Annotated in this window: 19 protein-coding genes; 6 read left to right on the top strand and 13 right to left on the bottom strand. The window is 71.3% G+C overall.

Annotated features, from left to right (window positions below; translation table 11 throughout):
- Positions 1-120: 120 nt before the first annotated feature.
- Together IPJ59_RS22880 and IPJ59_RS22875 are read left to right on the top strand one after the other, a co-directional pair.
- Positions 121-1,551: a vWA domain-containing protein gene (locus IPJ59_RS22880; protein ID WP_293273290.1), complete on the top strand. Its 1,431-nt coding sequence runs from the start codon at positions 121-123 to the stop codon at positions 1,549-1,551.
- Positions 1,457-3,352 carry a hypothetical protein gene (locus IPJ59_RS22875; protein WP_293273289.1) on the top strand — a complete coding sequence of 632 codons (1,896 nt, stop codon included), beginning with the start codon at positions 1,457-1,459 and terminating at the stop codon, positions 3,350-3,352. Before IPJ59_RS22880 ends, IPJ59_RS22875 begins: the two co-directional genes overlap by 95 nt.
- On the opposite strand, the gene IPJ59_RS22870 is transcribed toward IPJ59_RS22875, so the two are convergent.
- From IPJ59_RS22870 to IPJ59_RS22840, 7 genes are all read right to left on the bottom strand, one after another.
- Positions 3,327-4,130: a hypothetical protein gene (locus tag IPJ59_RS22870; protein WP_293247586.1), complete on the bottom strand. Its 804-nt coding sequence runs from the start codon at positions 4,128-4,130 to the stop codon at positions 3,327-3,329. The two genes, IPJ59_RS22875 and IPJ59_RS22870, sit on opposite strands and share 26 nt — an antisense overlap.
- Positions 4,131-4,216: 86 nt before the next feature.
- Positions 4,217-4,804 (bottom strand): DUF502 domain-containing protein, encoded by a 588-nt coding sequence (locus IPJ59_RS22865; RefSeq protein ID WP_293247588.1) that lies wholly within the window; start codon positions 4,802-4,804, stop codon positions 4,217-4,219.
- A gap of 26 nt (positions 4,805-4,830) precedes the next feature.
- Positions 4,831-6,933, bottom strand: a complete 2,103-nt coding sequence (locus IPJ59_RS22860) for a hypothetical protein (RefSeq protein ID WP_293247590.1) — start codon at positions 6,931-6,933, stop codon at positions 4,831-4,833.
- Between the two features lie 35 nt (positions 6,934-6,968).
- On the bottom strand, positions 6,969-7,943 hold the full coding sequence (locus tag IPJ59_RS22855; protein WP_293273288.1) for a hypothetical protein: 975 nt from the start codon (positions 7,941-7,943) through the stop codon (positions 6,969-6,971).
- Positions 7,944-7,982: 39 nt separating this feature from the next.
- Positions 7,983-9,557, bottom strand: coding sequence for a TIM44-like domain-containing protein (locus tag IPJ59_RS22850; RefSeq protein ID WP_293273287.1), 1,575 nt, complete (start codon positions 9,555-9,557; stop codon positions 7,983-7,985).
- The gene (locus IPJ59_RS22845; RefSeq protein ID WP_293247599.1) at positions 9,554-10,171 is read right to left on the bottom strand and encodes a hypothetical protein; all 618 of its coding nucleotides are present in this window, start codon (positions 10,169-10,171) and stop codon (positions 9,554-9,556) included. The genes IPJ59_RS22850 and IPJ59_RS22845 overlap by 4 nt, the downstream gene beginning before the upstream one ends.
- 56 nt (positions 10,172-10,227) lie before the next feature.
- Positions 10,228-11,394, bottom strand: coding sequence for a hypothetical protein (locus IPJ59_RS22840; protein ID WP_293273286.1), 1,167 nt, complete (start codon positions 11,392-11,394; stop codon positions 10,228-10,230).
- A 58-nt stretch (positions 11,395-11,452) separates the two neighbouring features.
- Here IPJ59_RS22840 and IPJ59_RS22835 point away from each other — a divergent pair, with 58 nt between their 5' ends.
- A complete protein-coding gene (locus tag IPJ59_RS22835; protein ID WP_293273285.1) occupies positions 11,453-12,028 on the top strand; it encodes a hypothetical protein in 576 nt (191 codons plus the stop codon).
- A gap of 118 nt (positions 12,029-12,146) precedes the next feature.
- Positions 12,147-13,640, top strand: coding sequence for a hypothetical protein (locus IPJ59_RS22830; protein ID WP_293273284.1), 1,494 nt, complete (start codon positions 12,147-12,149; stop codon positions 13,638-13,640).
- 35 nt (positions 13,641-13,675) lie between these two features.
- On the opposite strand, the gene IPJ59_RS22825 is transcribed toward IPJ59_RS22830, so the two are convergent.
- From IPJ59_RS22825 to IPJ59_RS22800, 6 genes are all read right to left on the bottom strand, one after another.
- Positions 13,676-14,695, bottom strand: coding sequence for a hypothetical protein (locus IPJ59_RS22825; protein WP_293247611.1), 1,020 nt, complete (start codon positions 14,693-14,695; stop codon positions 13,676-13,678).
- Positions 14,696-14,756: 61 nt separating this feature from the next.
- On the bottom strand, positions 14,757-15,617 hold the full coding sequence (locus IPJ59_RS22820; protein ID WP_293247614.1) for an MBL fold metallo-hydrolase: 861 nt from the start codon (positions 15,615-15,617) through the stop codon (positions 14,757-14,759).
- A 25-nt stretch (positions 15,618-15,642) separates the two neighbouring features.
- Positions 15,643-16,314: a hypothetical protein gene (locus IPJ59_RS22815; RefSeq protein WP_293273283.1), complete on the bottom strand. Its 672-nt coding sequence runs from the start codon at positions 16,312-16,314 to the stop codon at positions 15,643-15,645.
- A gap of 123 nt (positions 16,315-16,437) precedes the next feature.
- Complete coding sequence (locus IPJ59_RS22810; protein WP_293273282.1) at positions 16,438-17,232, bottom strand: M15 family metallopeptidase; 795 nt, start codon at positions 17,230-17,232, stop codon at positions 16,438-16,440.
- Positions 17,229-18,293 (bottom strand): multiheme c-type cytochrome, encoded by a 1,065-nt coding sequence (locus tag IPJ59_RS22805; protein ID WP_293247622.1) that lies wholly within the window; start codon positions 18,291-18,293, stop codon positions 17,229-17,231. Before IPJ59_RS22805 ends, IPJ59_RS22810 begins: the two co-directional genes overlap by 4 nt.
- 120 nt (positions 18,294-18,413) lie before the next feature.
- Positions 18,414-19,538 (bottom strand): LDL receptor domain-containing protein, encoded by a 1,125-nt coding sequence (locus IPJ59_RS22800; protein ID WP_293273281.1) that lies wholly within the window; start codon positions 19,536-19,538, stop codon positions 18,414-18,416.
- A gap of 359 nt (positions 19,539-19,897) precedes the next feature.
- Here IPJ59_RS22800 and IPJ59_RS22795 point away from each other — a divergent pair, with 359 nt between their 5' ends.
- Positions 19,898-20,557, top strand: coding sequence for a hypothetical protein (locus IPJ59_RS22795; protein ID WP_293247628.1), 660 nt, complete (start codon positions 19,898-19,900; stop codon positions 20,555-20,557).
- A gap of 92 nt (positions 20,558-20,649) precedes the next feature.
- Positions 20,650-22,281, top strand: coding sequence for a ferritin-like domain-containing protein (locus IPJ59_RS22790; RefSeq protein WP_293247631.1), 1,632 nt, complete (start codon positions 20,650-20,652; stop codon positions 22,279-22,281).
- Positions 22,282-22,369 lie beyond the last annotated feature (88 nt).

Genomic DNA, 22,369 nt, shown 5'->3' with positions numbered 1-22,369 from the left:
ATTCCAGGCGGGGTCGACGTGACCGCGAGGGGATGTCGCGGGCCGCTTCCGCCCGCAGCGTGATTGACAAGCCTTGCCCCGGCTGGGGTAATCCTGCCCGTGATGATGAAGCGAAGCTCCATGCTGAAGGCCATCCTGCGCCCGTTGAATTTCTGGTCGCGGCGGGCTCGTCTCGCGGTGGCCATGACGGCGGCGGTGTCGCTGGCGGGCTGCGCCCTGACGGTGACGCGGCTCAACTCGGCGCAGAAGAAGCCGAACAACGTGTGGGTGTTCTTCACGGTCGAGAAGGGTGACGAGCCGGTGGCGGGGCTGCAGGCGGAGGACTTCGAGATCTACGAGGACGACGAGCTGGTCTCGGTCTACGAGAGCAAGCAGGTGATCCAGAACCCCGAGGTCGCGGCGGTGATGTACACGATGCTGCTGCTCGACGTGTCGGGCAGCGTGACCGAGTCGGGCTCGACCGACTCGTTGGTCGACGCGGCGGAGCTGTTCACCGACCGCGTGGGCAAGACGCAGAAGGTCGGGGTCTACGCGTTCGACGGCGAGAAGGAGATCAAGTCGGTGGTGCCCTTCACCGAGTCGGAGGGCGCGGCGGTCGGCGGGCTCGAGGGGCTGCGCAGCTACAAGGCCAAGGACCCGTCGACCAACCTGCACGGGGCGGTGATCGAGGGGCTCAAGGAGCTGAAGAAGGGGCTCGACAAGGAGAAGAAGCCGCTCAAGTTCGGCACCCTGGTGGTGTTCTCCGACGGCACCGACCGCGCGGCCCGGTTCTCGCGCGACGAGATGAAGACGGAGATCGCGAAGGAGCAGTACAGCGACTACGAGATGTACGCGATCGGGGTCGGCGCGGAGATCAAGAAGGCGGGGCTCGGAGGATGTCGGCAAGGACGGCACCGAGCTGGCGACCGAGCAGGCCGAGGTCAAGACGGCCTTCGAGCGGGTCGCCGAGCGCATCGAGAAGCACACCAAGCGCTTCTACCTGCTCAGTTACTGCACGCCGGCGCGCAAGGGCAAGCACGAGGTCCGCATCACCGCCAACAGCAAGAACGACCCGAAGGGCAAGGGCTCGCTCGAGTGGGAGTTCAACGCGGACGGCTTCGGGCCGCCGCCGGACTGCGACCCGAACACGCCGCCGTCGTTCCCGCTGAAGACCAACGGGCAGCCGGTCGAGGGCGGCGACGGGGGCGGCGGTGGGAAGGGCGGCGCGAGCGTGAAGGTGAAGGCCAGCGCGAGCGCCGAGGCGAAGTAAGGGCTGGCCGGGCCAGCTGGCGAAGTTCGTGGGTTCGCCGGGCAAGCGGCCCGCCGGGCTGGCGGGTTTCTGCGGGGTCGGGTGGGGACGCCGGGGGACGGGCGGGGGAGGCGTGCACCGGCTTTCGCGCCGGCGCGGAGTGGTCTATTCTCCGCGCCCGTACCGATGCAACACGCGCTCTCTGTCACGTCGCCTCGCACGCTCGCCGTGCTCCTTTCCTCGCTCGTCGCGTTCGCCTGCAGCAAGGACGAGCCGAAGAAGCCCGAAGCCAAGACCGGCGCTGCGGCGACGGTGGACGGTAAGGACGCGAGCAAGCTGGGGACCGCGACCGGGACGGCGCCAGACATCGCCAAGCCGCCGGCGCCGAGCTCCGTGGTGGCCTCGGTCAAGATGGGCAGCGGCGGGACGATCCACGCGCTGCAGGCCGAGCCCGACGTGCTCGGTCACTTCGCTATCGCCAGCCCCTCGCAGCTGCTGGCGGACATTCGCACCCAGCTGGTGCCCGCGCGCTTCGCCGGCTTCCTCGACGAGGGGGCGCTGCGCAGCTTCGTCTCGCTGGCGCTGGACAAGCGCAGCAACCTGGCGATGAACTACGACCTGGCGGCGCCGCTGGGCTGCGCGCTGGTCGAGCCGAAGCTCGACGACATCAAGCTGGGTTGCACCTTCGGGTACAAGGGCGGGGCCAAGGCCTTCGTGGCCGACCTGGGTGACACCAACAAGCAGACCGACGCGGGCGGGCACGTGGCGGCGTACATGATCGAGGGCAAGTCGGTGTACGTCGACGCCGGCGCGGGCGACACGGTGTTCGCCAGCAGCGGGGCCGAGACGCACGCCAAGACCCAGGCGTACCTGCAGCGCAACGTGGTCGACCGGGCGGCGGACATCCACGGCGACGTCGAGTTCGTCGCCTACGTGGCGACGGTGGCCCAGCGCTACAGCAGCTTGCTGGCGCCGATCCTCGAGCAGATGAACGGGCAGACGCCGCCGCCGACCGGCAACCCGGCGGCCGACGCCGCGGTGAAGGCGTGGTCGGACTACCGCCAGCGCAGCAGCAAGACGACGATGGACCGGCTGTCCGAGTTCTCGCAGTTCACCTTCTTCTTCAGCGTCGAGCCGGCGGGGGTGATGCTCGGCGGGGCGCTGTTCCCGACCGCGGGCAGCCGGATGGCGCAGGACATGGCGCTGTACGGGGATGCGCGGCTCGACCCGGCGTTCGCGGGGCTGGCCCCGAGCGGGACGGCGGCGTTGCTGGCGCTCCACATCAGCAACGCGGCCTACACGCTGCAGAGCGCGGCCGAGGGTCGCAAGCTGGTCGGCGAGGTGTGGGGTGCGTTGACCGGTCGGGACGCGGCGGGCGTCGAGGCGGCGATCACGGCGTTCCAGACGGAGAACGCCGCGCTCTACGACGGCCAGACCCTGGTCGCGCTGGGGCGCGAGGAGGGGGCGATCTTCGGGCTGACGATGGCGGGGCGGCTGCAGCCGGGCAAGTCGGGGCGTGATGGTTGGAAGGCGTGGTCCGCCAGCTTCACGCCGGAGGCGGTGCTCGGCTCGCAGTTCTCGCAGTACGTGAGCTGGAAGTTCACGCCCGACGCGGCGAGCCTCGACGGCACGGCGGTCGACCGCTGGACGATCGAGCCGGGCGCGTTGATCAAGGGCGAGATTGAGAAGAACATGCCGCCGGATGCGAAGGCGATGGTCGACAAGACCCTCGGCGGGCTCCTGATCAACATCGATCGCGCAGAGGCCGGGGGCAGCGTGATCTTCACGGTCGCGCCGAAGGCCGAGGCGAAGTACCTGAAGCGGGTGATCGCTGGCTTCACGGGCGCGGGCAACGTGGCCGGCGAGGCCGGGCTGCAGAAGGCGCTGGCGCGCGACAGCGAGATGGCCGGCGTGCTGGCGGTCGACCTCAAGGAGCTGCTGGCGTGGGTGCGCGGGCTCTCGGCCTACGGTGCGCGCACGGAGGGTGTGCCGCAGAACCTCGGCACTGACCTCGGCGACTTCTACTTCACGACGCGTTACACGAAGGAGGGCGCGACGGTGATGGAGTATGTGTTCTCGCAGCAGCTGATCGAGCAGATCAAGCCGCTGATCCCGACGCCGTGAACCAGGTGTCGGCGTTGGCCCGGCGGCCCGTGAGGGTCGCGCGGGCCAGCGGCCATTCGCGGTGCACGAGGCCGTTGGAGCGCTCGGCGGCGCGGGTGACGAGTTCGGTGAAGAGCGGGCGGGCGTGGTCTGGATCGACGCTGCTGTCGCTGCGCTGGTAGTAGAGCGAGTGGTCGAAGCGGGCGTGGCTGTGGGCCTTGCCGTCGTGGATGTGCAGGGTGGGGAAGAAGATGCGGGCCGGGTCGCGGGTGGGGAAGCGGAAGGCCATCGGGTGGATCTTGGCGTCGCCGCCGGTCTCGCGGAGCTTGAACACGGCGAAGCCGAAGTCGTGGACGGGCAGCTCGGACCACACGGCGTCGGGCAGGCGGAAGCGGGGGTCGAGGCGGTCGAAGTCGGCGATGCTGGGGACGAAGGAGGCCTCGAAGGCGCCGACCTGGCGGACGATCAGCGTCTGGCGGCTGCGGGAGATGCCCTGGGGCATGAAGCCGCCCTTGGCGGCGGGCATCGGCGGCGGCATGAAGGCGAGGTGGAGCAGGTCGAAGAGGTCGGGGGCGGCGGAGAGGTCGATGAAATGCAGGTCAGCCTCGTCGGCGCCGGGGCGGACGGGGAGCGGCAAGATCATTGCGACCTCGCTGCGGGCGCGCAGGTTCATGGCATATGCGACGAGCTGCTGCGGGCCGTCGAGGCGGGCGAAGATCTGGGTGTTGTGCACGCGGATCGGTCGCACGAGCATGCGGGCGAGCAGCGAGGTCGGGGTCGGGAAGGCGAAGCAGCACATATGCGGGAGCTCCAGGCCCGGAGGCGGGAACGGGGTCAGGCGGGCAGCAGCGGCCAAACGGTGGCCCAACGAAGGTCCTACGAATGTCAGCGGGCGAGCGAGCGCGGGCCGACGGGCTCGGGCACGTAGTTGCCGCCCGAGAGGGCGAACTTGAAGGCCTCCTCGGCGGAGATGCCGAGCTCGACGCAGCGGGCGCGGGGGGCGAAGACGAGGCGCCCCGAGGTGGGGTTCGGGGTGCCGGGGATGAACACGCAGCACAGCTCGGGGTTGCCGGGGACGGACTCGCCGCTGGTGAAGCCCATGGCGAGGGCGTCGCCCTCGGTGGGGACGAGCACGACCTTGGCGTAGATGCCCTCCTTGCCGCCGGGGGTGAGGGTGATGTGGCGCCAGGCCTCGTAGACGTCCTTGAGCACGGGGACGCGGCGGAGGAGGGCGTCGAGCCAGCGCAGGAGGTAGCGGCCGACGAGGCTGTTGACGAGGAGGCCGAGCAGGTAGAGGAGGACGATGGCGGCGGCGATGCCGAGGAAGGGGGTGTCGACGCCGGTGAGGGCCTTGAGCGGTTCGCGGGTGAGCTTCTCGACGTACCAGATGACGACGACGGTGATGACGATGGGGATCGCGGAGAAGATGCCGGTCAGGAAGGTGTTGCGCAGGTGTCGCTTGAACCAGTCCATCGCGGCGAGATTGTATCAGCGGGGGGTCATTCGGGGTCGCAGGGCCCGTCGCAGAAGTTCTCGATCTGGCCGCCGGGGCGCAGGAATGCGTCGATCATGTCCCTGATCTTCGGGTTGCGGCGGACGCCTTCGTGGACGTTTTCCTCGTCGGGCGGCGGGTCGGGCAGCTTGGCCTCGATGCCGGCCGGATTCGGGTACATGAAATCGACGACCACTGCGGCCGAGCCGGCGGTGGGCGCTGGGACGGTGCCGAGGCCATAGACCTCCTTGGCTGCCGGGGCGAGCAGGTCGATGCCGAGCGCGCGCAGGAGCAGGTGGCTGGCGACGTTGGTGACGGAGTGGTCGCCGACGCCGAAGCTAAACAGCACTGTTCGCGGCGGGCTGTCCTTGGGTGGGTCTTGCAGCACGCGCGGCGCGTAGGTGATCGGGTCGACGCGGTCCCAGGTGTGCTGGCTCATCGCGATGAACTTCTGGACCGTCAGTGGTTCGTCGCCGAGCACCACCTTCACGATCGAGAACAGGTCGGAGAAGCTGCCGGAGCGGGTCATCATCAGCGAATAGGGGCCGCCCCCGACGTCCAGGACCGCCTTCTCGATCGTCGGCGTGAGGGCCATGAAGGTCGCGCCGAAGATGGAGCCCTGGGAGATGCCGTACCAGTACAGCTGGTCGGGGTCGTAGAGCAGCTGCTTGAACGCGGACATCGCCTCGGCGTCGGCGAGGGTGGTCTGGATTGCGTAGCTGAGGGCGAGCTGGTTGGCGAAGCCCTGGTGGAGGCGGTCGGTGAACAGGAACACGTTGGCGGGGTCGTCGAAGATCGTCTGGACGACCGCGCCCTGGTCGTCGGCGGCCATGCCCACCCATTCGGTGGCGATCATGGCGACGCGGCGCTCGCTCGAGAAGGCCCGCATCGCGCTCCAGTTGATCTCCTCGCGCTCGCCGAAGAAGCCGTGGCCGAACTGAATGATGCGCAGGGGCTCGAAGCCGGGTTCGGTGGGGAAGGCGGTCGTGGGGATCTGGAAGGTGAAGGGGACCCAGTGGGTGCCGTTGGCGACGACGTTGCCTTTGCCGTCGCGGTGCAGCCAGGCCATTGGTTCGTCGGCTTCGAGGTAGAGGGGGACCTCGATGCGGCCCTCGACGCGCAGGGCGATCTCGTCGCTGTATTCCGGGAGCACGAGGTCGACCTCGAGGGCCGGGCCGGCCTGGCCGAGGGTGGCGACGATGTCGTCGCGGATCGCCCACATGTCCCGGGTGTTGCGCTCGTCGGAGGCTGTGGTGAAGTCCCACGCGAGCTGGAGGTCGTCGCGGGCCACGCCGAGCTTGGTGAGCGCCGGGAAGATCTCGGCCTCGTAGCGGGTGGCCAGGGTCTCGAGCAGCGGATGGCCGGCCACGTCGCCTTGCAGCAGGTGGGCGAAGCCGAGGGGCGGGGCGACCCGCTCGCCGCTGGCGGCGGTCAGGCCCTGGAACGCGACGATGTAGCGGGTGCTGGCGGTGAGGCGCACGAACGGGCGGACGATCAGCGCTTGCTTCTTCGGGTCGTCGGTCATGGCGTCGAGCTCGACCCAGTGGGGGACCAGCTCGCCGGTGTCGGCGTTGAGCAGGAGGGTCGGGCTGGTCGCGCTCAGGGTCGCGTCGCCGCCATCAAGGTGGAAGGTCAGGCCGGTGGTGTCGATGCCCGCGGGGAACAGCGCGAGGATCGGCATGTGCTGCGAGAAGCCGTCCGCTGGGTGGGCCAGGAGGTTGTCGATGGCGACGCCCTCGAGCGTCTTCGGGGTCGCCTCCGGGCTCAGCGCCACGCGCAACCCGCCCGGGAGCGAGGCGTCCGGCACGGTGAACCAGTCGGAGGGGTAGGGCAGCATGCAGTCCGCCTCGTAGGCGATCGGGTTGCAGCCCTGCGGGACCTCGGCCGGTGGCAAGGGGTCGCCGGTCGGGTCGCCGGTGGGTTCTCCGGTGCTCGGATCGTCGGTGCCGGCCGTCGGCGTGGTCGTGGTCGGTGGCTCGGCGGTGGTCGCGTCGGTCGTGGAGCCTGCGCCCTCGGTGGTCGTGCCCGGGTCGACCGTGCAGGCGACGAGCGCAGCGAGCGTCAGCGAGGCGAGTCGCGCGGGGAGCTTGGGGGTATGCGAGGCAGCCATCATTGCAGCTGCAAGCTTAGGGCGAGGCGGTGAGCTCAGTAAAGCAGGGCGTCGTCGCCGTCGGTCACGCTGACGACGAGGATCGTGTCGGCCTTGAGCAGGGGGTCGAGGTCGGCGTAGGCGGCGACGATGCTCTCGCTGTGCATCGGGGCGTAGGCGACGACGTGGAGGATCTGCTTCACCCAGGCGTCCTCGGGGGCGACGTTGCCGGAGCTGATCTGGATGTCGCCGAGCTTCTTCTTGAGGATGGTGGTGGCCTGGGCGACGGTGTACGGGTCCTGCTTGGGGAATCCGACGGCCCGCACGACGCTGACGCCGACCTTGGCGCCGTCCAGCTCGACGAGGATGTCGGTCTTCTTGCCCATCGGGTCCTGATAGACGATCTTGGCCTCGGTCTTGAGCAGGGTCGCCATGTCGCAGCGGGCGAGCACCTCGTAGGCGATGACCTCGGACTTGAGCGAGCCGTCGTTGAGGCCGCCCTCCGCGATCATCTGCATGCCGCCCGGGGTGAGCAGGGCCTCGTCGAAGCCGCCGACGCCGAGGTCGATCGCGTTGGTGAACACGAACGGGGCGGGCGACTCGAGCTCCATCGCGTCGATGAGCCCGCAATCGCCGGAGAGCGTGCCGAGGGCCTCCGGGTCGCCGGTGGTGCCGGTGCTCGTGGTGGTGCCGGTGGTGCCGGTCGTGCCGGTCGTGGTGGTGTCGGTGGTGTCGGTATTGTCGGTGGTGCTGTTGTTGTTGCCGGTCGTGCTCGCGTCGACGGTGCTGGCGGTGGAGCCGGTGTCGGCTTGCACGCTGCCGGTGCTCGGGGCGGTGGTCGTGTCGCTGGTGCCGGTCGCGGTCGCGGTGGTGGTCGGCAGCTCGCTCGCGGAGCTGGCCGCGTCGGTGCTCGCGGTGCTGGTGCTGGCCGCGCTGGTGGTCGGCTCGGAGGGGCTGGCGGCGCAGGCCGACGCGCAGGCCAGGAGCAGCGCGCTCAGGATCCGTTGGGAGGTTGTCGCGGGGATGGCCATGGCGCCTCGGGCCGCGACTGTATCACCGCGCGGGGGTGACTATCCGCGGTAGGACTCGTCCTGTTCGATCTTGCTGAGGACCCAGTCGAACTCGCCGCGGGTCAGGTGGGCGCCGCAATACTCGCAGGTGCCGGCCATGCTGACCTTGTCCGACGGGGCGCCGCAGCTGGGGCAGGTGCCGGGGTCACGCGGGGCGCCGCGGACCTTGGCGCCGCGGATGAGGGTCCAGTATTCGCTGTACTTGCGCTTGCGGGTGTTGCTGCCGGACACGCGGTGGTTGTCGGCGGCGCGGACGGTGTAATCGAGGCCGGCGGCCCAGAAGCGCAGGGTGATGGCGTCGTAGTGAAGATCGCGGGTGAGCTTGACGATCTGCACGCGCTCGACAGCCATCTGCTCGAGCACGTTGCGCAGGCCCTGGTTGCGGTAGGCGGAGATCCAGTATTCGAGGTAGTTGTAGAGGGAGTCGGAGACGAGCGGACGGATCCGCTTGAGGTCGAGGGCGGTCCACGCGAGGTTCAGTTCGCTGTAGATCGCTCGCAGGCGGCGCTCGATCAGCTCGGGCGCGGCGCCGGGGTCGTCGGAGATGAGGGCGGCGTGCTGGGCCTGCACCTTCGGGTCGAAGATCGTGCGGCGATTCGTGCCCTGCTCGGCGACCTCGGCGGTGAGCGCGGGCGGGCGGGTCTCCTGGCGCAGCAGGCGGACGTGGCTGACCGACCAGTCGAAGCGGCCCTCGCCGACCTCCTGCTTGCAGAAGCGGCAGCGCTCGTCGCCGGTGGACTCGAAGGCGGCGCCGCAATTGGGGCAGCGGAAGGTCCAGGCGTCGCCGGCTTCGCGGGGGCGGGTGAGCACGCCGGCGGCGCGTTCGACGGTCCAGCGCTCGTGGACGTAGTAGCCCTGGGGGCCGCGGGGGCCGGCGGCGGTGTAGTTGGATTCGAACTCGAGCTCGACGCGGGTGGCGTCGTCGCCGAGCTTGACGGAGGCGATGCGCATGGCGCCGATGACGACGCCGGAGATCGTTTGGCCGGTGGGTTCGCGGGCGAGGAGGGCCTGGCGCGAGGCGGGGGCGACGTAGGGGGCCAGGCTCGCCATCGCTGCGGGGTCGCTGCGGGCGGTGTGGATGCGGGCGTAGAGGGCGTAGAGAAAGTCCTCGAAGAGGACGAGCGAGAACTCGGGGTCGCGGGCGCGGAGGGCGTTGATGTCGACGCTGCCGCGGGGCGCGGGGGCCTCGATGCTGGGCTCGCCGCTGCTCGACCAGCGCTCGCTGCGGAGCGTGTTGCCGTGGCGGGCGCGGACGACGAAGATGGCGATGACGATGAGGGCGAGCGGGATGCCGACCTGCGGGTAATAGATAATCAGGCGGATGAGCAGCTCGATGATGATGCCGGCGCCGTCGCCTCCCCCGCTGCCGCCGCCGCTGCTGTGACCGCCGCCGCCGGAGTAGCCCTGGCCGCCGCCGGGGCGGGCGTCGGCGCCCTGGGCGACGAGGCAGGCGAGGGCGACGATGGCGATGGCGAGGGTGGTCGTCGTGCCCGCGGTGGCGAGGCGTGAGCCGCGGTTGAAGCTCGTGCTGCCCTGCTCTGCAGCGCAGCCTGTTGGCGTGCGGTGCTGCTTCACGAGTCGACCTCGTCGGAGAGTTCGTTCTCGTCGTCGGCCTGGCGCGGGAGCTGCTCTGCGCACAGGTCGGCGAGGGCGACGAGCAGGGGCGGGAGGGCCGAGGCTGGTTCGCCGCGGCGGACGGCGGCGTCGATCGCCGCGCAGGCCGGCGACCACAGCTCGGCGGGGACGGCCTGGCGCACGCCGAGGTCGGCGAGGACGACGGCGCGGCGCTCACCGACGGCGATGTAGAGGAGCACGCCGGTGCGGGCCCGGGTGTCGCAGACGTTGCGGGCGACGAAGGCGGCGCGGGCGGCTCGCAGGACCCAGGCGTCGCGGCGGGCGGCGGGGGTGACGAGGCGCTCGAGGGCGGACCAGGTCGAGGTGAGGTACGCGACCGCGAGGCCGATGACGACCGGGTCGATGAGGAACCAGTGGAGGGCGAAGCTGGGCTCGCCGTACAGGAGGAAGGCGAGGGCGGCGAGGGCGGCGAGGGCGGCGAAGGCGAGGGGGACGTGGAGGTAGTGGCCGGCGCGGGGTTCGACGACGATGACGAGCTCGGCGGCGGTGCGGGCCTCGAAGGCGACGATGGCCCGCGAGAGGGCGGCCTTGCCGTCGGCGCGGAGGAAGGACATGCGGGGAGATTGTCGGCGAAAGCGGGGCCCGGGGCCAGCCCTCGCGGGTGCGCGTGTCAGCGCAGGTCGAACTCGTAGTCGGTGTCGTAGGTGCGGACGAGGAGGCGGCGGCCCTGGACGAACAGGTACTCCGGGGCGCTGTCGACCTTGACACGGGAGACGGTCTTGCCGCTGCGGCGCTCGAGGACGATGAGGTTGTCGGGCTCGGCGGTGAAGCCGTAGCCGGTGAGGATGAAGGCGCCGTCGAGGACGAAGTTGGCGGCGCCGGCGACCAGGGGTGCGCTGCGCCAGCGCAGCTCGGCGGTGAGGAGGTCGAGGGCGGTGATATAGGCGGTCATGCCCTTGGAGCTGCGGGCGTAGGTGCGGTGGCCGTGGGAGATGTAGAGGATGCCGTCCTTGACCTCGGCCCACTGCACCGTCTGGTCGACGAATTGGAGGTCGGACTTGAGGTTGTCGGGGGCGAGGCGGTAGGCGGAGAAGTCGAGGAAGGCGATCATCGTGCCGCTGGCGTCGAGCACGGCGACGTGGGTGCCGCCGGCGTAGTTGGGGCCGTAGACGAGGATCGTGTGGTCGGGGTGGGCGATCGCCTGGACCAGCAGCTCGTTGCCGAAGGTCGGGGGGATGTTCGGCGGGAGGTTGCCGGGGAGGTTGCGCATCGGGTTCGGGACCTCGAGCTCGGGGATGCGGAGGTTGTGGCGGCGCAGCCACTCGGCCTCGTCGGTGATGCTGTTGCTTTGTTTGCTGAGCTGGACCAGCTTCGGCGGCGCGCCGGTCTCGATGGCGATCGTTCGCGCGAGGGTGTAGCGCCACGGCGGCGCGGGCACGGGGCGCGGGGTCACGTTGGCGAAGCTGCGGGCGGCGCTGTCCTGGGCGGCGAGCATGGCCGCGGTGGCGACGTCGAACAGGGCCTTGACGCCGAGGTTGCCGGGGGCGACGGCGAGGATCTCCGCGAACTCGCTGCGGGCGAGGTCGAAGCGGCCGGCGTCGAGGGCCGCGAGGCCGCGGAGGCGACGCTGCTGCTCCGCGTCACGCAGCGGGGCGGCGGCCCCGTCGGTCGCGGGATCGAGGCGCTCGCCGACGATCTGCGGCGGACGCTCGGCGAGGATCGGGGCCGGCTGCGGACACGTGCTCGCGGGCGGGACCGAGAGCGGGGCGACGCCGGGGGCGTCGCGGCGACAGGCGGCGGCCAGGAGCAGCGCGAGGAGCTGTGAGGTGCGGGGCACGGGCGGACGATAGCGCAGGCGGTCGCGGCGGCGGGGCGGCTCGCGTATGCTGCGGGGCGTGCGAGCGTGGGCCCTGGCGATCGGTTGCGCGCTGCTCGGCGCCTGCGAGGGTGGCTCCGGGACGACGAGCACGAGCGGCGGCGCCTCGAGCAGCGGCGAGGTGGACCCCACCGGGGGCGAGCTGGTGCCGCTGGTGCTGCCGACGATGTGGAAGCCGGTGCCGGCGCCGATGGACCCGCTGGCGGAGCACCGCCCGGCGCAGGTGCAGTGCCCGCTGGGGGGCTGGCTGTTCGAGCCGCAGGGGCTGGAGATCAACACGCTGCTCTGCAACTACGCGATGTTCAGCCAGCCCTCGCGCGCGGCGATCGTGAAGGGGGCGCGCATCGTCGCGTCGGTCTATCACTTCGATCTCGTGGCCGACGAGCCGGCGACGGCTCACGTCGCGCTGCTGGTCGGCGACGACGTGGTGTGGGAGCAGGAGATCGCGATCCCCGGCAAGGCGAACGCGTACCCGATCGACGTGCCGGCGAGCTTCGCCGCCGACGCGGGGACGCCGGTGTACTTTCACCTGCACAATCACGGGCAGAACACGTGGACGCTGGGCGAGATCGAGGTCGAGGTGTTCGCGGATTGAGCCGGTGGCCGGCGCGTGCGATCTCTCGTATGGGCGGCGGGTCCGGGCTGGTGCGGGTCCGCGCCGCTGGCTTGCCAGGCAGCGGTGGGCCCGGTAAAAGCGAAGGACGATGGTTTTCGTGTCCTCGTCGTCTCTGCGGGTGTTCGGGTCGATTGCTGGCGTGGCGCTGTTGGCCGCGCCCGGTTGCAAGGAGGGCGACGCTGGCGATGCCGGTGACGCGAGCACGAGCGGGGCGACGACCCCGGCGACGACCGGTGATAGCGCGCCGACCAGCGGCGGCGAGAGCAGCGGTGGTGACACGGGTCCGGCGGCGGCGGTGACGTGGCATCAGGACATCGCGCCGGCGATCGTGAGCAAGTGCGGTGGCTGCCACGTGTCCGGGGGTATCGCGCCGTTCTCGCTGCAGAGCTACGAGGAGGCCAAGCCCTTCGCGGCGGCGCTGCTCGACGCGGTCGAGCGCAAGGCGATGCCGCCCTTCCTGGCCGAGACCACGGAGACCTGCGCGCCGCGTTTCGACTTCAAGGACGACCCGCGGCTCAGCGATGAGGAGCTCGAGCAGCTGCGCGCGTGGATCGACCAGGACACGCCGGAGGGTGACCCGTCGAAGGCCAAGCCGATCCCGCCGGCGGCGGATCTGGTGCTGAAGGACATGGACCTCAGCCTCAAGATCCCGAGCGAGGTGACGATGACGGGCAAGGACGACGCGTACCTGTGCTTCAGCATCGATCCGGGCTTCACCGAGGACACCTGGCTCGACGGGCTGCAGATCAACGCGGGCAACCCCAAGATCGTGCACCACGTGCTGGCCTATGTGGACGAGGACGGGGCGTCGGCGGCCAAGGTCGGGCCCAAGGGCGAGCCCTACTCCTGCTTCGGCGGGCCGGGGATCAACAGCTCGCAGCTCATCGGCGTGTGGGCGCCGGGCTCGCTGCCCTTCGTGCCGCCGCCGAACGTGGCGATGCGGGTCGCGGCCGGCTCGCGCATCGTGCTGAGCGTGCACTACCACCCGACGGGCGAGGAGGAGCGCGACGACAGCACCTCGGTCGACCTCAGCCTGTACCAGGGCCTGCCGACCTACGTCGGGCTGCTGGCGCTGCTGGGCAACGAGGGCGGGGCGGGCGGCGGGCTGCAGCCGGGGCCGAACGACAGCAACGGCGTGCCCGAGTTTCGCATCCCGGCGGGCGCGGTCGACCACACCGAGGAGATGCTGATCGACCTCAACAGCCTGGACATCCCGGAGCTGCGGGTGTTCGGGGTGGCCACGCACATGCATTACGTCGGCACCGACATGATGATCGGTGTCCAGCACGCGGACCCGCAGGGGACGGAGCCCTCGGGGGAGTGCCTGCTGCAGACGCCGCGCTGGGACTTCCAGTGGCAGCGCCTGTACAGCTACGACACCGACCTCGAGACGGTGCCGCGGGTGCGCCCGGGCGACTCGGTGTACCTGCGCTGCGTCTACAACAACTCGATGAGCAACCCCTTCGTGGTCAAGGCGCTGGCGGACCAGGGCCTGAAGGCGCCGAAGGACGTGGTGCTCGGCGAGGCGACGCTCGACGAGATGTGCCTCGGGGTGTTCGGGGTGGCGGTGAAGCTCAGCGACGTGCTGTGAGGGTGCGGGCCCCTGGGGAGGGGGCGTGCGGGCCTCTAGCAGTTGGCCTCGTCGGTCTCGTCGTCGCAGTCGGCGAAGCCGTCGCAGACGTACGGCCACGGGAGCTCGAAGTCGTCGTCGCAGCGGTGGATCCGCGAGCACACACCGACGGCCTCGCGGTCCGGTTGGCTGTAGCCCTCAAGGTACCAGTCGGTGCACAGCAAGCCCGCGGCCTGGGCCGCGCATGCGACGTCCCGGTCGGGCAGCGAGTGGTCGCAGAACGCGGAGCAACAGCGGGCGGTGTCGCAGTCTGTCAGGACCTGGGCGTTCACGCAGGCCAGGCCGGGGGCGCAGCTCTGGACCCCGCAGGCCTCGCCGGGCCCAGCCGGTGGCGGCTCGGCGGGGGCGCACATGAAGCGATTGCCGTAGGGAGCGCACAGCTCGCTGGGGCCGCAGGCGTCGGCAACGAGCGGGTCGCAGTCGGCCCGGGTTCGACGCAGGCGGACGACCTCGAGGCTGCTGCACTCGCTCTTGTTGATCGCCGCGCTCGCGTCGTCGTCGGGCCAGCACATGCCGCCGTACTCGGCCTTGGGTGGGCCGTAGTCACCGGTGTGATGCACGCGGTTGGTGATCACGATGCCGTCGCCGTCGACCTCGAGCTTGATGCTGCGCAGGCTCGCCTCGCAGTGATCGCCGACCATCTCCGGGGCGAGCCATGCCCCGGCGTGCCAGCCGTCGTGGTCGTTGCCGTGGAGTTGAGGCCAGCCGGCAGCGAAGGCCTCGAAGAATCCGCCGCCGCACACCCTTGACTCGCATTCGGCTTCGTCGACGCAGGGACGCACGTGCAGCCGCGGTGTGCTCTCGGTACATGCCTGGACCAGCGCGGCGTGCTCGCTGCGGGCCGCGAGTACCGACGGGCCCTCGCCGTCGCAGCTGGCCTCGTTCACGGTCCACGCCTCGATCGTGTAGAGGCCGAGCAGCGTGCTGTCATAGGGGTCGATCTCTGGCCCGGGCTCAGATCCACAGCCGGCCAGTCCTATCAACAATGGGATCACCCTGCGCCTGTATGACGTCATCGGCCACCTCGGGGTTGAGCGATCGCCGATGGTACCAGACCGGTCGATCCGCGAGCGATGCTCACTCCGGGCGCAGCTGCGCGCGGGCTTCGCTGGCGGAGAAGCGGCCGGCGGGCGAGCGGACGACGCGGCTGGCGGCGACCTCGGGGTCGTGGGTGTAGAAGGCCCAGCCGCGCTCGGCGACGATGCTGGCGAGCAGGGCCTCCTTCTCGTCGATGAGTAGCTCGGGGAAGCGGTCGTAGCCCATGGTGATCGGGAGGTGGACCCACGGGACGCCGGGGACCAGGTCGCCCAGGAAGGTGACGGGGCCGAGCGCGGCGCCCTCGACATGGGTGAGCATGAGGCCGGGGGTGTGGCCGCTCGAGTAATGGAAGCGGTAGGCCGGGCCGAGCGTGGCGGCGTGCGGGCCGTCGACCTGCTCGAGTCGGCCGGTCGCCTGCAACATGTCCTGAAGGACAGGGATGAAGGAGGCGCGGTCGCGCGGATGGGGGTGGAGGGCGCGCTGCCAGGCGGGGGCGCTGACGATGTAGTGGGCGCGGGGGAACACCAGCTGCGGGGCGTGGCCCTCGGCCCAGGCGGACAGCAGGCCGCCGGCGTGGTCGAAGTGGAGGTGGGACAGGACGATGATGTCGATGTCGTGGGGCTGGAGGCCGAGCTCGGCGAGCGAGCGGAGGAGGACGTGCTCCGACTCCTGGACGCCGAAGCGGTCGCGGAGCTTGGGCTCGAAGAAGGCGCCGATGCCGGTCTCGAGCAGGACGTTGCGGCCGCTGGCCTCGCGCACGAGCATGCTGCGGCAGGCGAGGCGGATGCGGTTGTGGTCGTCTGGCGGGGACCAGGAGGCCCACAGGTCGCGGGGACAGTTGCCGAACATCGCGCCGCCGTCCAGGCGCTGGGTGTTGCCCTCGACCGAGAAGATCTGCACGTCCCGGGGATAGCACGGGGGCGGGTCAGTCGTCGTCGTCGTCGTCGTCGTCGGGCTTCGCCGGGTGAGTCGCGGGGCGCAGGGGGTGCTTCGCGGCGGGTTCGGGGAGGCGGTGGCCGTGGCGGTACGGCATGTTCTCCTCGGGGTTGTCGCCGATGAGGGCCGGGCCGAGCAGCTGCGACATGAGGTTCAGCAGCTGCACGCGGTCCTCGTCGCTGCCGGCGGCGCGCATGAGGTCGTAGATGAAGGCGGGCACGGTGAGGGCGAGGAAGGCGGCGATGAGGCCGAGCTTGGCGGCGGTGATGCCGGTGAGGCCGAGCCAGGCGAAGCTGGCGGCCCACATGATGTAGAAGCTGGCCTGGCGGGACAGCGGGCCGCGGGCGAAGCGGGCGCGGACGAGGGTGCCGCGGGGTGTGGCGATGAGTTCGGCCTCGAGGGTGAGGCGGCGGAGGACGGCGGGGCCGGTGTCGACGGTGCCGCTGGCGGCGAAGTTCTGGCACACACGAAAGCCGCGGCCGGCCCGCTCGGCGAGGAACTTGCGGTCGCTGCGGCCGCGCGCGGGGAAGCCGGAGATCAGCTGGATGTCGGGGTCGGCCTCGACGCGGGCGAGCACCTCGGTGGGCGAGAGCTCGACGTGGTAGGCGAACTCTCGCGCGAGCTGACGGAGCGCGGGCACGGCGCGGGACGGGCTGGTCATCGGGTGAGTGCGGAGCGTAGCCGCGAGCCGGGCTCCGGCGGACGGGGGGCCGCGTGGTGGTGCTCACGGTGGCGGCGGTGATCTGGCTCTTGGGTCAGCCTGTGCGGTGATCTGGCTCTTGGGTCAGCCGGGCTCGGGCGCCTCGTTGGGGCCGTAGGGCACGTCGCGCGGGGTGGTGCCGGCGAGTGGGAGGCTGAAGTGCCACCATTCGCGCGGGTAGTCGCGGAAGCCGGCCGCGCGCATGGCCTGGCGGAGGCGGAGGCGGTTCTTCAGCGGCGCGCCGGTGGCGGCGGTGGTGTGGCTGCGGGGGTCGAGGGTGTCCCAGGCGGTGCCCATGTCGAGCGGGCGGCAGTCGGGGGTGGCGAGGCCGAGGTCGACGGTGGTGCCGTGGTTATGGTTGGACTTGCGGGCGATGTAGCCGCCGCGGAGGAGGTCGCCGCGGTCGTGCTGCTCGGCCCAGCTGACCATCGCCTCGCTGGCGCGGCGCGGGCGGTAGGCGTCGAAGATCAGGAGGCTGAGGTGGTCGGCGGCGAGGGCGGCCTGGACGCGCGCGAGGGCGGCGGCGGGCTTGGCGAGCAGCCAGGCCCCGGCGGCGGCGTAGCCGGGGAGCGGGGCGCCCGTGAAGTTGTCGGCGGCGGCGTAGCCCGGGGTGAAGCAGGCGCCCGGGAGGGCGGCGCGGAGGTCGATGAAGCCGGGCGGGGGCGGGCGCGGGGATGGGGTGGTTGGAGGGACAGGTGAGGTCGGAGCCGGGGTGGTCGGAGGGACAGGTTCGGCTGAGGTGGTCGGAGGGACAGGTGAGGTGGTCGGAGGGACAGGTTGAGCTGAGGTGGTCGGAGGGACAGGTGAGGTGTCTGAAGGGACAGGTCGGGGGGTGCAGGCGCCGAGGAGGGCCGCGAGGGTGAGGGGGCGGTGGGTCATTCGCTGGCCCCGGGGAGGACGCCATGGGCGACGATCACCTCGCCGTCGAGGACGGCGCCGCCCTGGCGGCGGGGGTCCGGGAAGGCGACCCGCTGGTAGCGCAGCTCCCAGGCGACCCAGCTCTGCGAGAGGTCCTCGCAGATCGCGGCGACGGGCCCGGGGCCGTCGTGGAGGTCGAAGCGGACCAGCACTGGTTCAGCGTGCAGGCGGGTGTCGGCGATCTGGGCGCGGGCCAGGACGGGGCCGTGCGGGCGGGTGGCGAAGCTGCGGCCGAGGTTGTGGCGCTGGGGGGCGCGTGGGTTGGTATCGTCGATCACCTGGACGCGGAGCTCGAGGCGGCGAAACAGGTCGCCGGTGGGGAAGGCGTGGCCGGCGGCGTGGGGCGTGAGGGTGAGCTCGACGAGGTCGCCGGGCAGGCGCCGCGCGGACACGCCGACGGCGCGCGCGAGCAGGTCCGGGTCGCGTGAGGCGGCGAAGCGGTGGGAGCGGTGGCCGCGGGCGTCGCCGTCGTCGACCCAGGGCATGTGACAGTCGGCGCAGGCGTAGTCGGCGGCCCACGACGCGGCGTGCTCTTGCACGGTGGATTGCATGAGGTCGGGGCGCGGGACGATGCGGGCGTCGGGGAAGGCGAACTCGTGGCAGGCGGCGCAGGCGGAGGGGCCGGCGAAGGCCGCGTCGCGGCGCAGGCGGTGGGGGGTGGCGGGGTCGTGGTTGCCAGGGATTGCGAGCACTGCGTCACCGGCGGTGAGGTGGCAGGTGACGCAGCCGACGCCGACGGCCTCGGCCCAGGCGGAGGGGGTCTGGCGCGGCGGGGCCTCGGGGACGTGGCAGGCCTGGCAGAACGGGAGCGGCTCACGGGCGTGGGCCTCGCGGTAGGGCTCGTCGCTGCCGGCGACGTGGTGCAGCGACTCGGACCACTCACGGGCGATCGCCGGGTGGCAGGTGACGCAGCCGGCCTGCGCGGCGGGGCGGTCGCGGGTGCGCGGCGGCGGTGCCGGGTGGGGCATCGGATGCGCGGGCGCGGCGAGCAGCAGGGTCAGCAGCGTCCAGCCGGGCGGCATCGCGGCAGTGTAACGCTACGGGATGGGCGAAGGTGGCAGCGGATCACGGGTGGCTCCCAACCAGCCGTGATGACGGCGGGCGGGCGCACGCGAGAATCTACAGGCTTTGGCTGTTCGGCATCAGGGGCAGTTCAGCTCGTCCGAGGCGTCGGCACAGTCCGGGAAGCCGTCGCAGTCCTGGCCCTGCGCGATGCATTCGCCGTCGTCGCAGGTGAACTCGTCGATCGCGCAGGGGATCGTGCAGAGCGGGTTGATCGGGGCCTCGTCAGACTCGTCATTGCACTGGGGCATCCCGTCGCAGACGAGGGCGAGGTCGATGCAAGCCCCGCTGTTGCAGGTGAACTCGTCGGGCTTGCAGTCCTCCTGCGGCAGGCCGCCGTAGAGGCCGCAGACCTGGGGCGGCGGCTCTGTGCACACGTCGTTGTCGCTGCACACGTAGGGGGCCTGGCAGGCCCCGAAGTCGCAGGCTTCGCCGAGAGTCGGCACCGCCGCGCAGACGTTGGGCAATTGCATCGGATCGCAGTACAGGCCGGCAGCGCACTGGAAGTCGATGCATTCGGCGCCGAGGCCCGGGAGGGCGGTGCAGATCTTCTTGCCGGGGACGCTGGTGTCGCAGAACAGGTCCTCGGCGCAGAACTCCCCGGTGGTGCAGGTCTCGCCGGCGGCCGGCAGGGCCTTGCAGATCGGGTTGAGGTCGGCGGCTTCGGTGTCGCAGAAGGCTCCGTCGACGCAGCCGAGCAATTGTCCGCAGACCTCGCCGAGCGCGGGGACCTTGGGCTCGGCGCAGGGATCGACGCAGACTTGATCACCACCGCAGACGAGACCTTGCTTGCAATTGTCGAAGCCGTTGACGGTGGTGCAGGTGGCGCCCTTGCCGACCGGGCCGTACCAGAGCTTGCAGGGGGCCTCACAGGCCGCGTCGGGATCGCCCAGGTTGACGCCACAGGCGAGCTCCTTCAACGCCGCGGTGGCCTCGTCGGCGCAATCGCCGTCGAAGCTCAGGCCATCGACGAGGTTGAGCTGCGCCGTGGAATCGAGGAAGACCGTCAGCTCGCCGAGGCAGTGCTCGTACGCCGCGCCGTTGGGGTACTGGCAGCTGCAGGCGATGACGGCGTCGCAGATGTCCTTGGCGCTGTTGTCGACGTAGGCGTCGACGGAGGTCGAGCTCTTGCAGGCGACGAGCCCCGCGATCGCCAGCGCGAGCGAGCTGGTACGAAGTCCCCGACGATTCGCTTGCGAGATCATGGCGGACACTTACCGCAAGGACGCCGTGGACCCAAGCCCCGGGCTCCACGCCGAGTGGGTCCTGCGTGGTGACGCCGGACCCGCCGCGGACTGAGGCCAAAGCCGCCCCGGGGCCGCGGGGGCCCGAACAGTGGCTACTCCGCGCTCCATGGATGATATCGGCACAGGGTCTCCTCACACGGTCAATGATTGTGGAGAGATCTCTCTGACGCTGGGGCCACACGAGCAGCGCCGTCGGAATCAGGGTATCTGGACCGCCTTGCGGTCCAGGTGGACTGCGTGGTCGCGCGATAATATTGGCGACGTCGCAGCGAGCGCTGGTTGTCATCACCGGGCGTGGCGCGCATCATGCGGGCCGCATGCGTACGCTCCTCGGAATCTCCGTCCTCGCCACGTCCCTGCTCGTCGCGCCGATCGCCCGCGCCGACGGGCCGCAGGACGTGTTCGTGATCCTCACGGCGAGCTTTGAGGGCAGCAAGGCCTGCCCGGCCGACGCCGGTTGGGAGGTCTCGCAGGTGATTGAAGATCCCGACGGGGGCAGCCCGGCCGCGCCGGCCGGCGCGTACGCGGTGCCGGTGGGCTACGTCCTCGAGATCACCGACGTGATCGTCACGGTCAAGCGGCTCGACAAGACCACCAACAAGTACCTCGCCGTGCGGGTCCAGAACCGGGCGGACGCGAGTCGCCGGCATACCGCGTTCTCGGTGAACCTGGCGGCGGAGGCGATCATGAGCCGGGCGCAGCTCGAGGGGCTGGACGATCCGACGCGCGCGGGTCAGTACATTCTCCCGCGTGGCACCCAGCACTTCGGGCTTGGCACGGGGTTCCTGGTGTCGTCGCGGGCGCGGCTGTGCGTCGCCACGGACATGACCCCGCAGGAGCGCTCCGTGGTGCGCCTGCGCGGCAGGCTGCACAAGGTGGCGGAGCTCGAGACGCCGCCTGACCCGGTGCCCCCGCAGCCGGCCCCGAAGCCGATTCCGAAGCCAGCCCCGGCGAAGAAGAACCTCCCGAGCCCCTAGTTAGCTGGCAGTCGGCGCGCGCCGCCGCGGGAGGGCGCCAGGATTGTAGTGCCCGCTTGTGGTGCCGCGCGGGACGGGCGAGAGTGCTCGCCATGACCCTGACGATTCACGCATCGATCGAGCCCGCCCGCCTGTCGCTTTTCCTCGCTCTCGGATTGCTCGGGTGCGGCTCCGGCGGAGGGAGCAGCGACGGGGACACCGGCGGCGGGACCACGCAGGCGGCGTCGACGGGGAGCAGCGGGGTGGCGAGCACGGGCGGGGCGACGGGGACCGGCGAGCCGACCAGCGGGGCGAGCGGGAGCTCGGCCAGCAGCGGCGACGCGAGCACCGGGGCGCTGACGACGAGCAGCACGGGCGAGAGCTCGGGCGTCAGCGCCAGCACGGGCGGCCCTGGTGGCGGATCGACCGATGGTAGCACGGACGGCGGGAGCTCGAGCGGTGGCGAGACCGTCGGGCCGGAGTGCACACAATTGATGCAGGGATTCGTCGACCCGCCGGTGCCGTCGGGCTGGGAGAAGTGCGGTGATTTGCTGCCGCACCGGGTGTCGGCCGAGGCGTGCGTTGTGCCGGCGACGCCGTCGAACTGCGACTTGCAGGGCCAGCCGTGCCAGACCAACGCGGATTGCAAGGAGCAGGCGTTCGGGTCGTGCCAGAAGTTCTCGGTGCAGATCATCGGCTGCGGTTGTGTGTACGGTTGTGAGACGGACGCGGACTGCGGGCCTGGGCTGGTGTGCCGCTGCGCGGGCGACGTGCTCGGGCCATGGACGCGCTGTGTGGCCTCGAGCTGCGACGACGACGCGGACTGCAAGGGCGAGCTGTGCCAGTTCTCGCAGTCCGAGGGCTACGACTGCGGGGCGGAGGTGGTCAATGGGGCGTGTACGACGGCCAACGATCTGTGCGAGACGGACCCGCCGTGCGTCGACACGCCCTGCGCGTTCGGGGAGGGCAAGTGGGAGTGCTCGTTGGTCGCGTGCGGTCGGCCCTTCGTGGTCGACGAGGTGGCTATGACGGCGCCGAGTTGCGGGCGCGACGACTGGGGGACGGCGGTGGTCGGGGTGGTCGCAGCGGCGGAGCTGCGCGCGCCGCTGGCGGAGGCGTGGACGGAGATCGCGGTGGCGGAGCACGCGTCGGTGGCGTCGTTCGCCCGCTTCATCTTGCAGCTGCTCGCGGTCGGGGCCCCGCCGACGCTGGTGCTCGCGGCCCAGCAGGCGCTGGCCGACGAGGTGGAGCACGCGCGCGTGGCGTTCGCGCTGGCCAGCGCGTACGCGGGGCGAGGCGTCGGGCCGGGGCCGCTGCCGCAGGCGAATGCGCGGGGTCCGGAGACGCTCGATGAGATCGTGGCGGCGGTGATCCGCGAGGCCTGCGTGGGCGAGACGCTGTCGGCGCTCGAGGTCCGCGAGGCGGCGGCGCGGGCCGAGGACGCGGGGCTGCGGCGGATCTTGTCGGCGATCGCGGCGGACGAGCAGCGCCACGCGGAGCTCGGCTGGCGCTTCGTGCAGTGGGCCCTCGCGGGTGCGAGCGGCGAGCAGCGAGCCCGGGCGCAGGCGAGCTTCGCGGCGGCGATCGCCGCTGCCGAGGCGGGTGCGGAGCGCATGTCCCGGGGGACAGGTTGTCCCGAGCTGCGCGCGCACGGGGTGATCGATGCGCCGCTGCGGGCGGCGGTGTGGCGGCGCGGCCTGCGGGGGCTGGTGATGCCGGCGGCCGCGGCTCTGCGGGCGGCGTGAGGGCGGGGAGTCGCGGAGCGCGTGACGTGCTTGGGTTCAAGGGGCGCGGCGCGGCAGCAGGGGCATCGGCTGGGAGTCTACCGCGGCG

The sequence above is a fragment of the Nannocystis sp. genome (assembly GCF_016714285.1).
Lineage (GTDB): Bacteria > Myxococcota_A > Polyangia > Nannocystales > Nannocystaceae > Nannocystis.
This window is presented reverse-complemented; position numbering and strand designations above follow the sequence as displayed.

Bases quoted from the DNA above. Each gene is read 5' to 3' on its own strand.
- IPJ59_RS22870 (WP_293247586.1), bottom strand. From the start codon at position 4,130: ATGTGCTGCTTCGCCTTCCCGACCCCGACCTCGCTGCTCGCCCGCATG.
- IPJ59_RS22855 (WP_293273288.1), bottom strand. From the start codon at position 7,943: ATGGCCATCCCCGCGACAACCTCCCAACGGATCCTGAGCGCGCTGCTC.
- IPJ59_RS22805 (WP_293247622.1), bottom strand. From the start codon at position 18,293: ATGCCGCCCGGCTGGACGCTGCTGACCCTGCTGCTCGCCGCGCCCGCG.
- IPJ59_RS22845 (WP_293247599.1), bottom strand. From the start codon at position 10,171: ATGTCCTTCCTCCGCGCCGACGGCAAGGCCGCCCTCTCGCGGGCCATC.
- IPJ59_RS22860 (WP_293247590.1), bottom strand. From the start codon at position 6,933: ATGGCTGCCTCGCATACCCCCAAGCTCCCCGCGCGACTCGCCTCGCTG.
- IPJ59_RS22880 (WP_293273290.1), top strand. From the start codon at position 121: ATGCTGAAGGCCATCCTGCGCCCGTTGAATTTCTGGTCGCGGCGGGCT.
- IPJ59_RS22800 (WP_293273281.1), bottom strand. From the start codon at position 19,538: ATGATCTCGCAAGCGAATCGTCGGGGACTTCGTACCAGCTCGCTCGCG.
- IPJ59_RS22790 (WP_293247631.1), top strand. From the start codon at position 20,650: ATGACCCTGACGATTCACGCATCGATCGAGCCCGCCCGCCTGTCGCTT.
- IPJ59_RS22815 (WP_293273283.1), bottom strand. From the start codon at position 16,314: ATGACCAGCCCGTCCCGCGCCGTGCCCGCGCTCCGTCAGCTCGCGCGA.
- IPJ59_RS22795 (WP_293247628.1), top strand. From the start codon at position 19,898: ATGCGTACGCTCCTCGGAATCTCCGTCCTCGCCACGTCCCTGCTCGTC.
- IPJ59_RS22825 (WP_293247611.1), bottom strand. From the start codon at position 14,695: ATGACGTCATACAGGCGCAGGGTGATCCCATTGTTGATAGGACTGGCC.
- IPJ59_RS22810 (WP_293273282.1), bottom strand. From the start codon at position 17,232: ATGACCCACCGCCCCCTCACCCTCGCGGCCCTCCTCGGCGCCTGCACC.
- IPJ59_RS22865 (WP_293247588.1), bottom strand. From the start codon at position 4,804: ATGGACTGGTTCAAGCGACACCTGCGCAACACCTTCCTGACCGGCATC.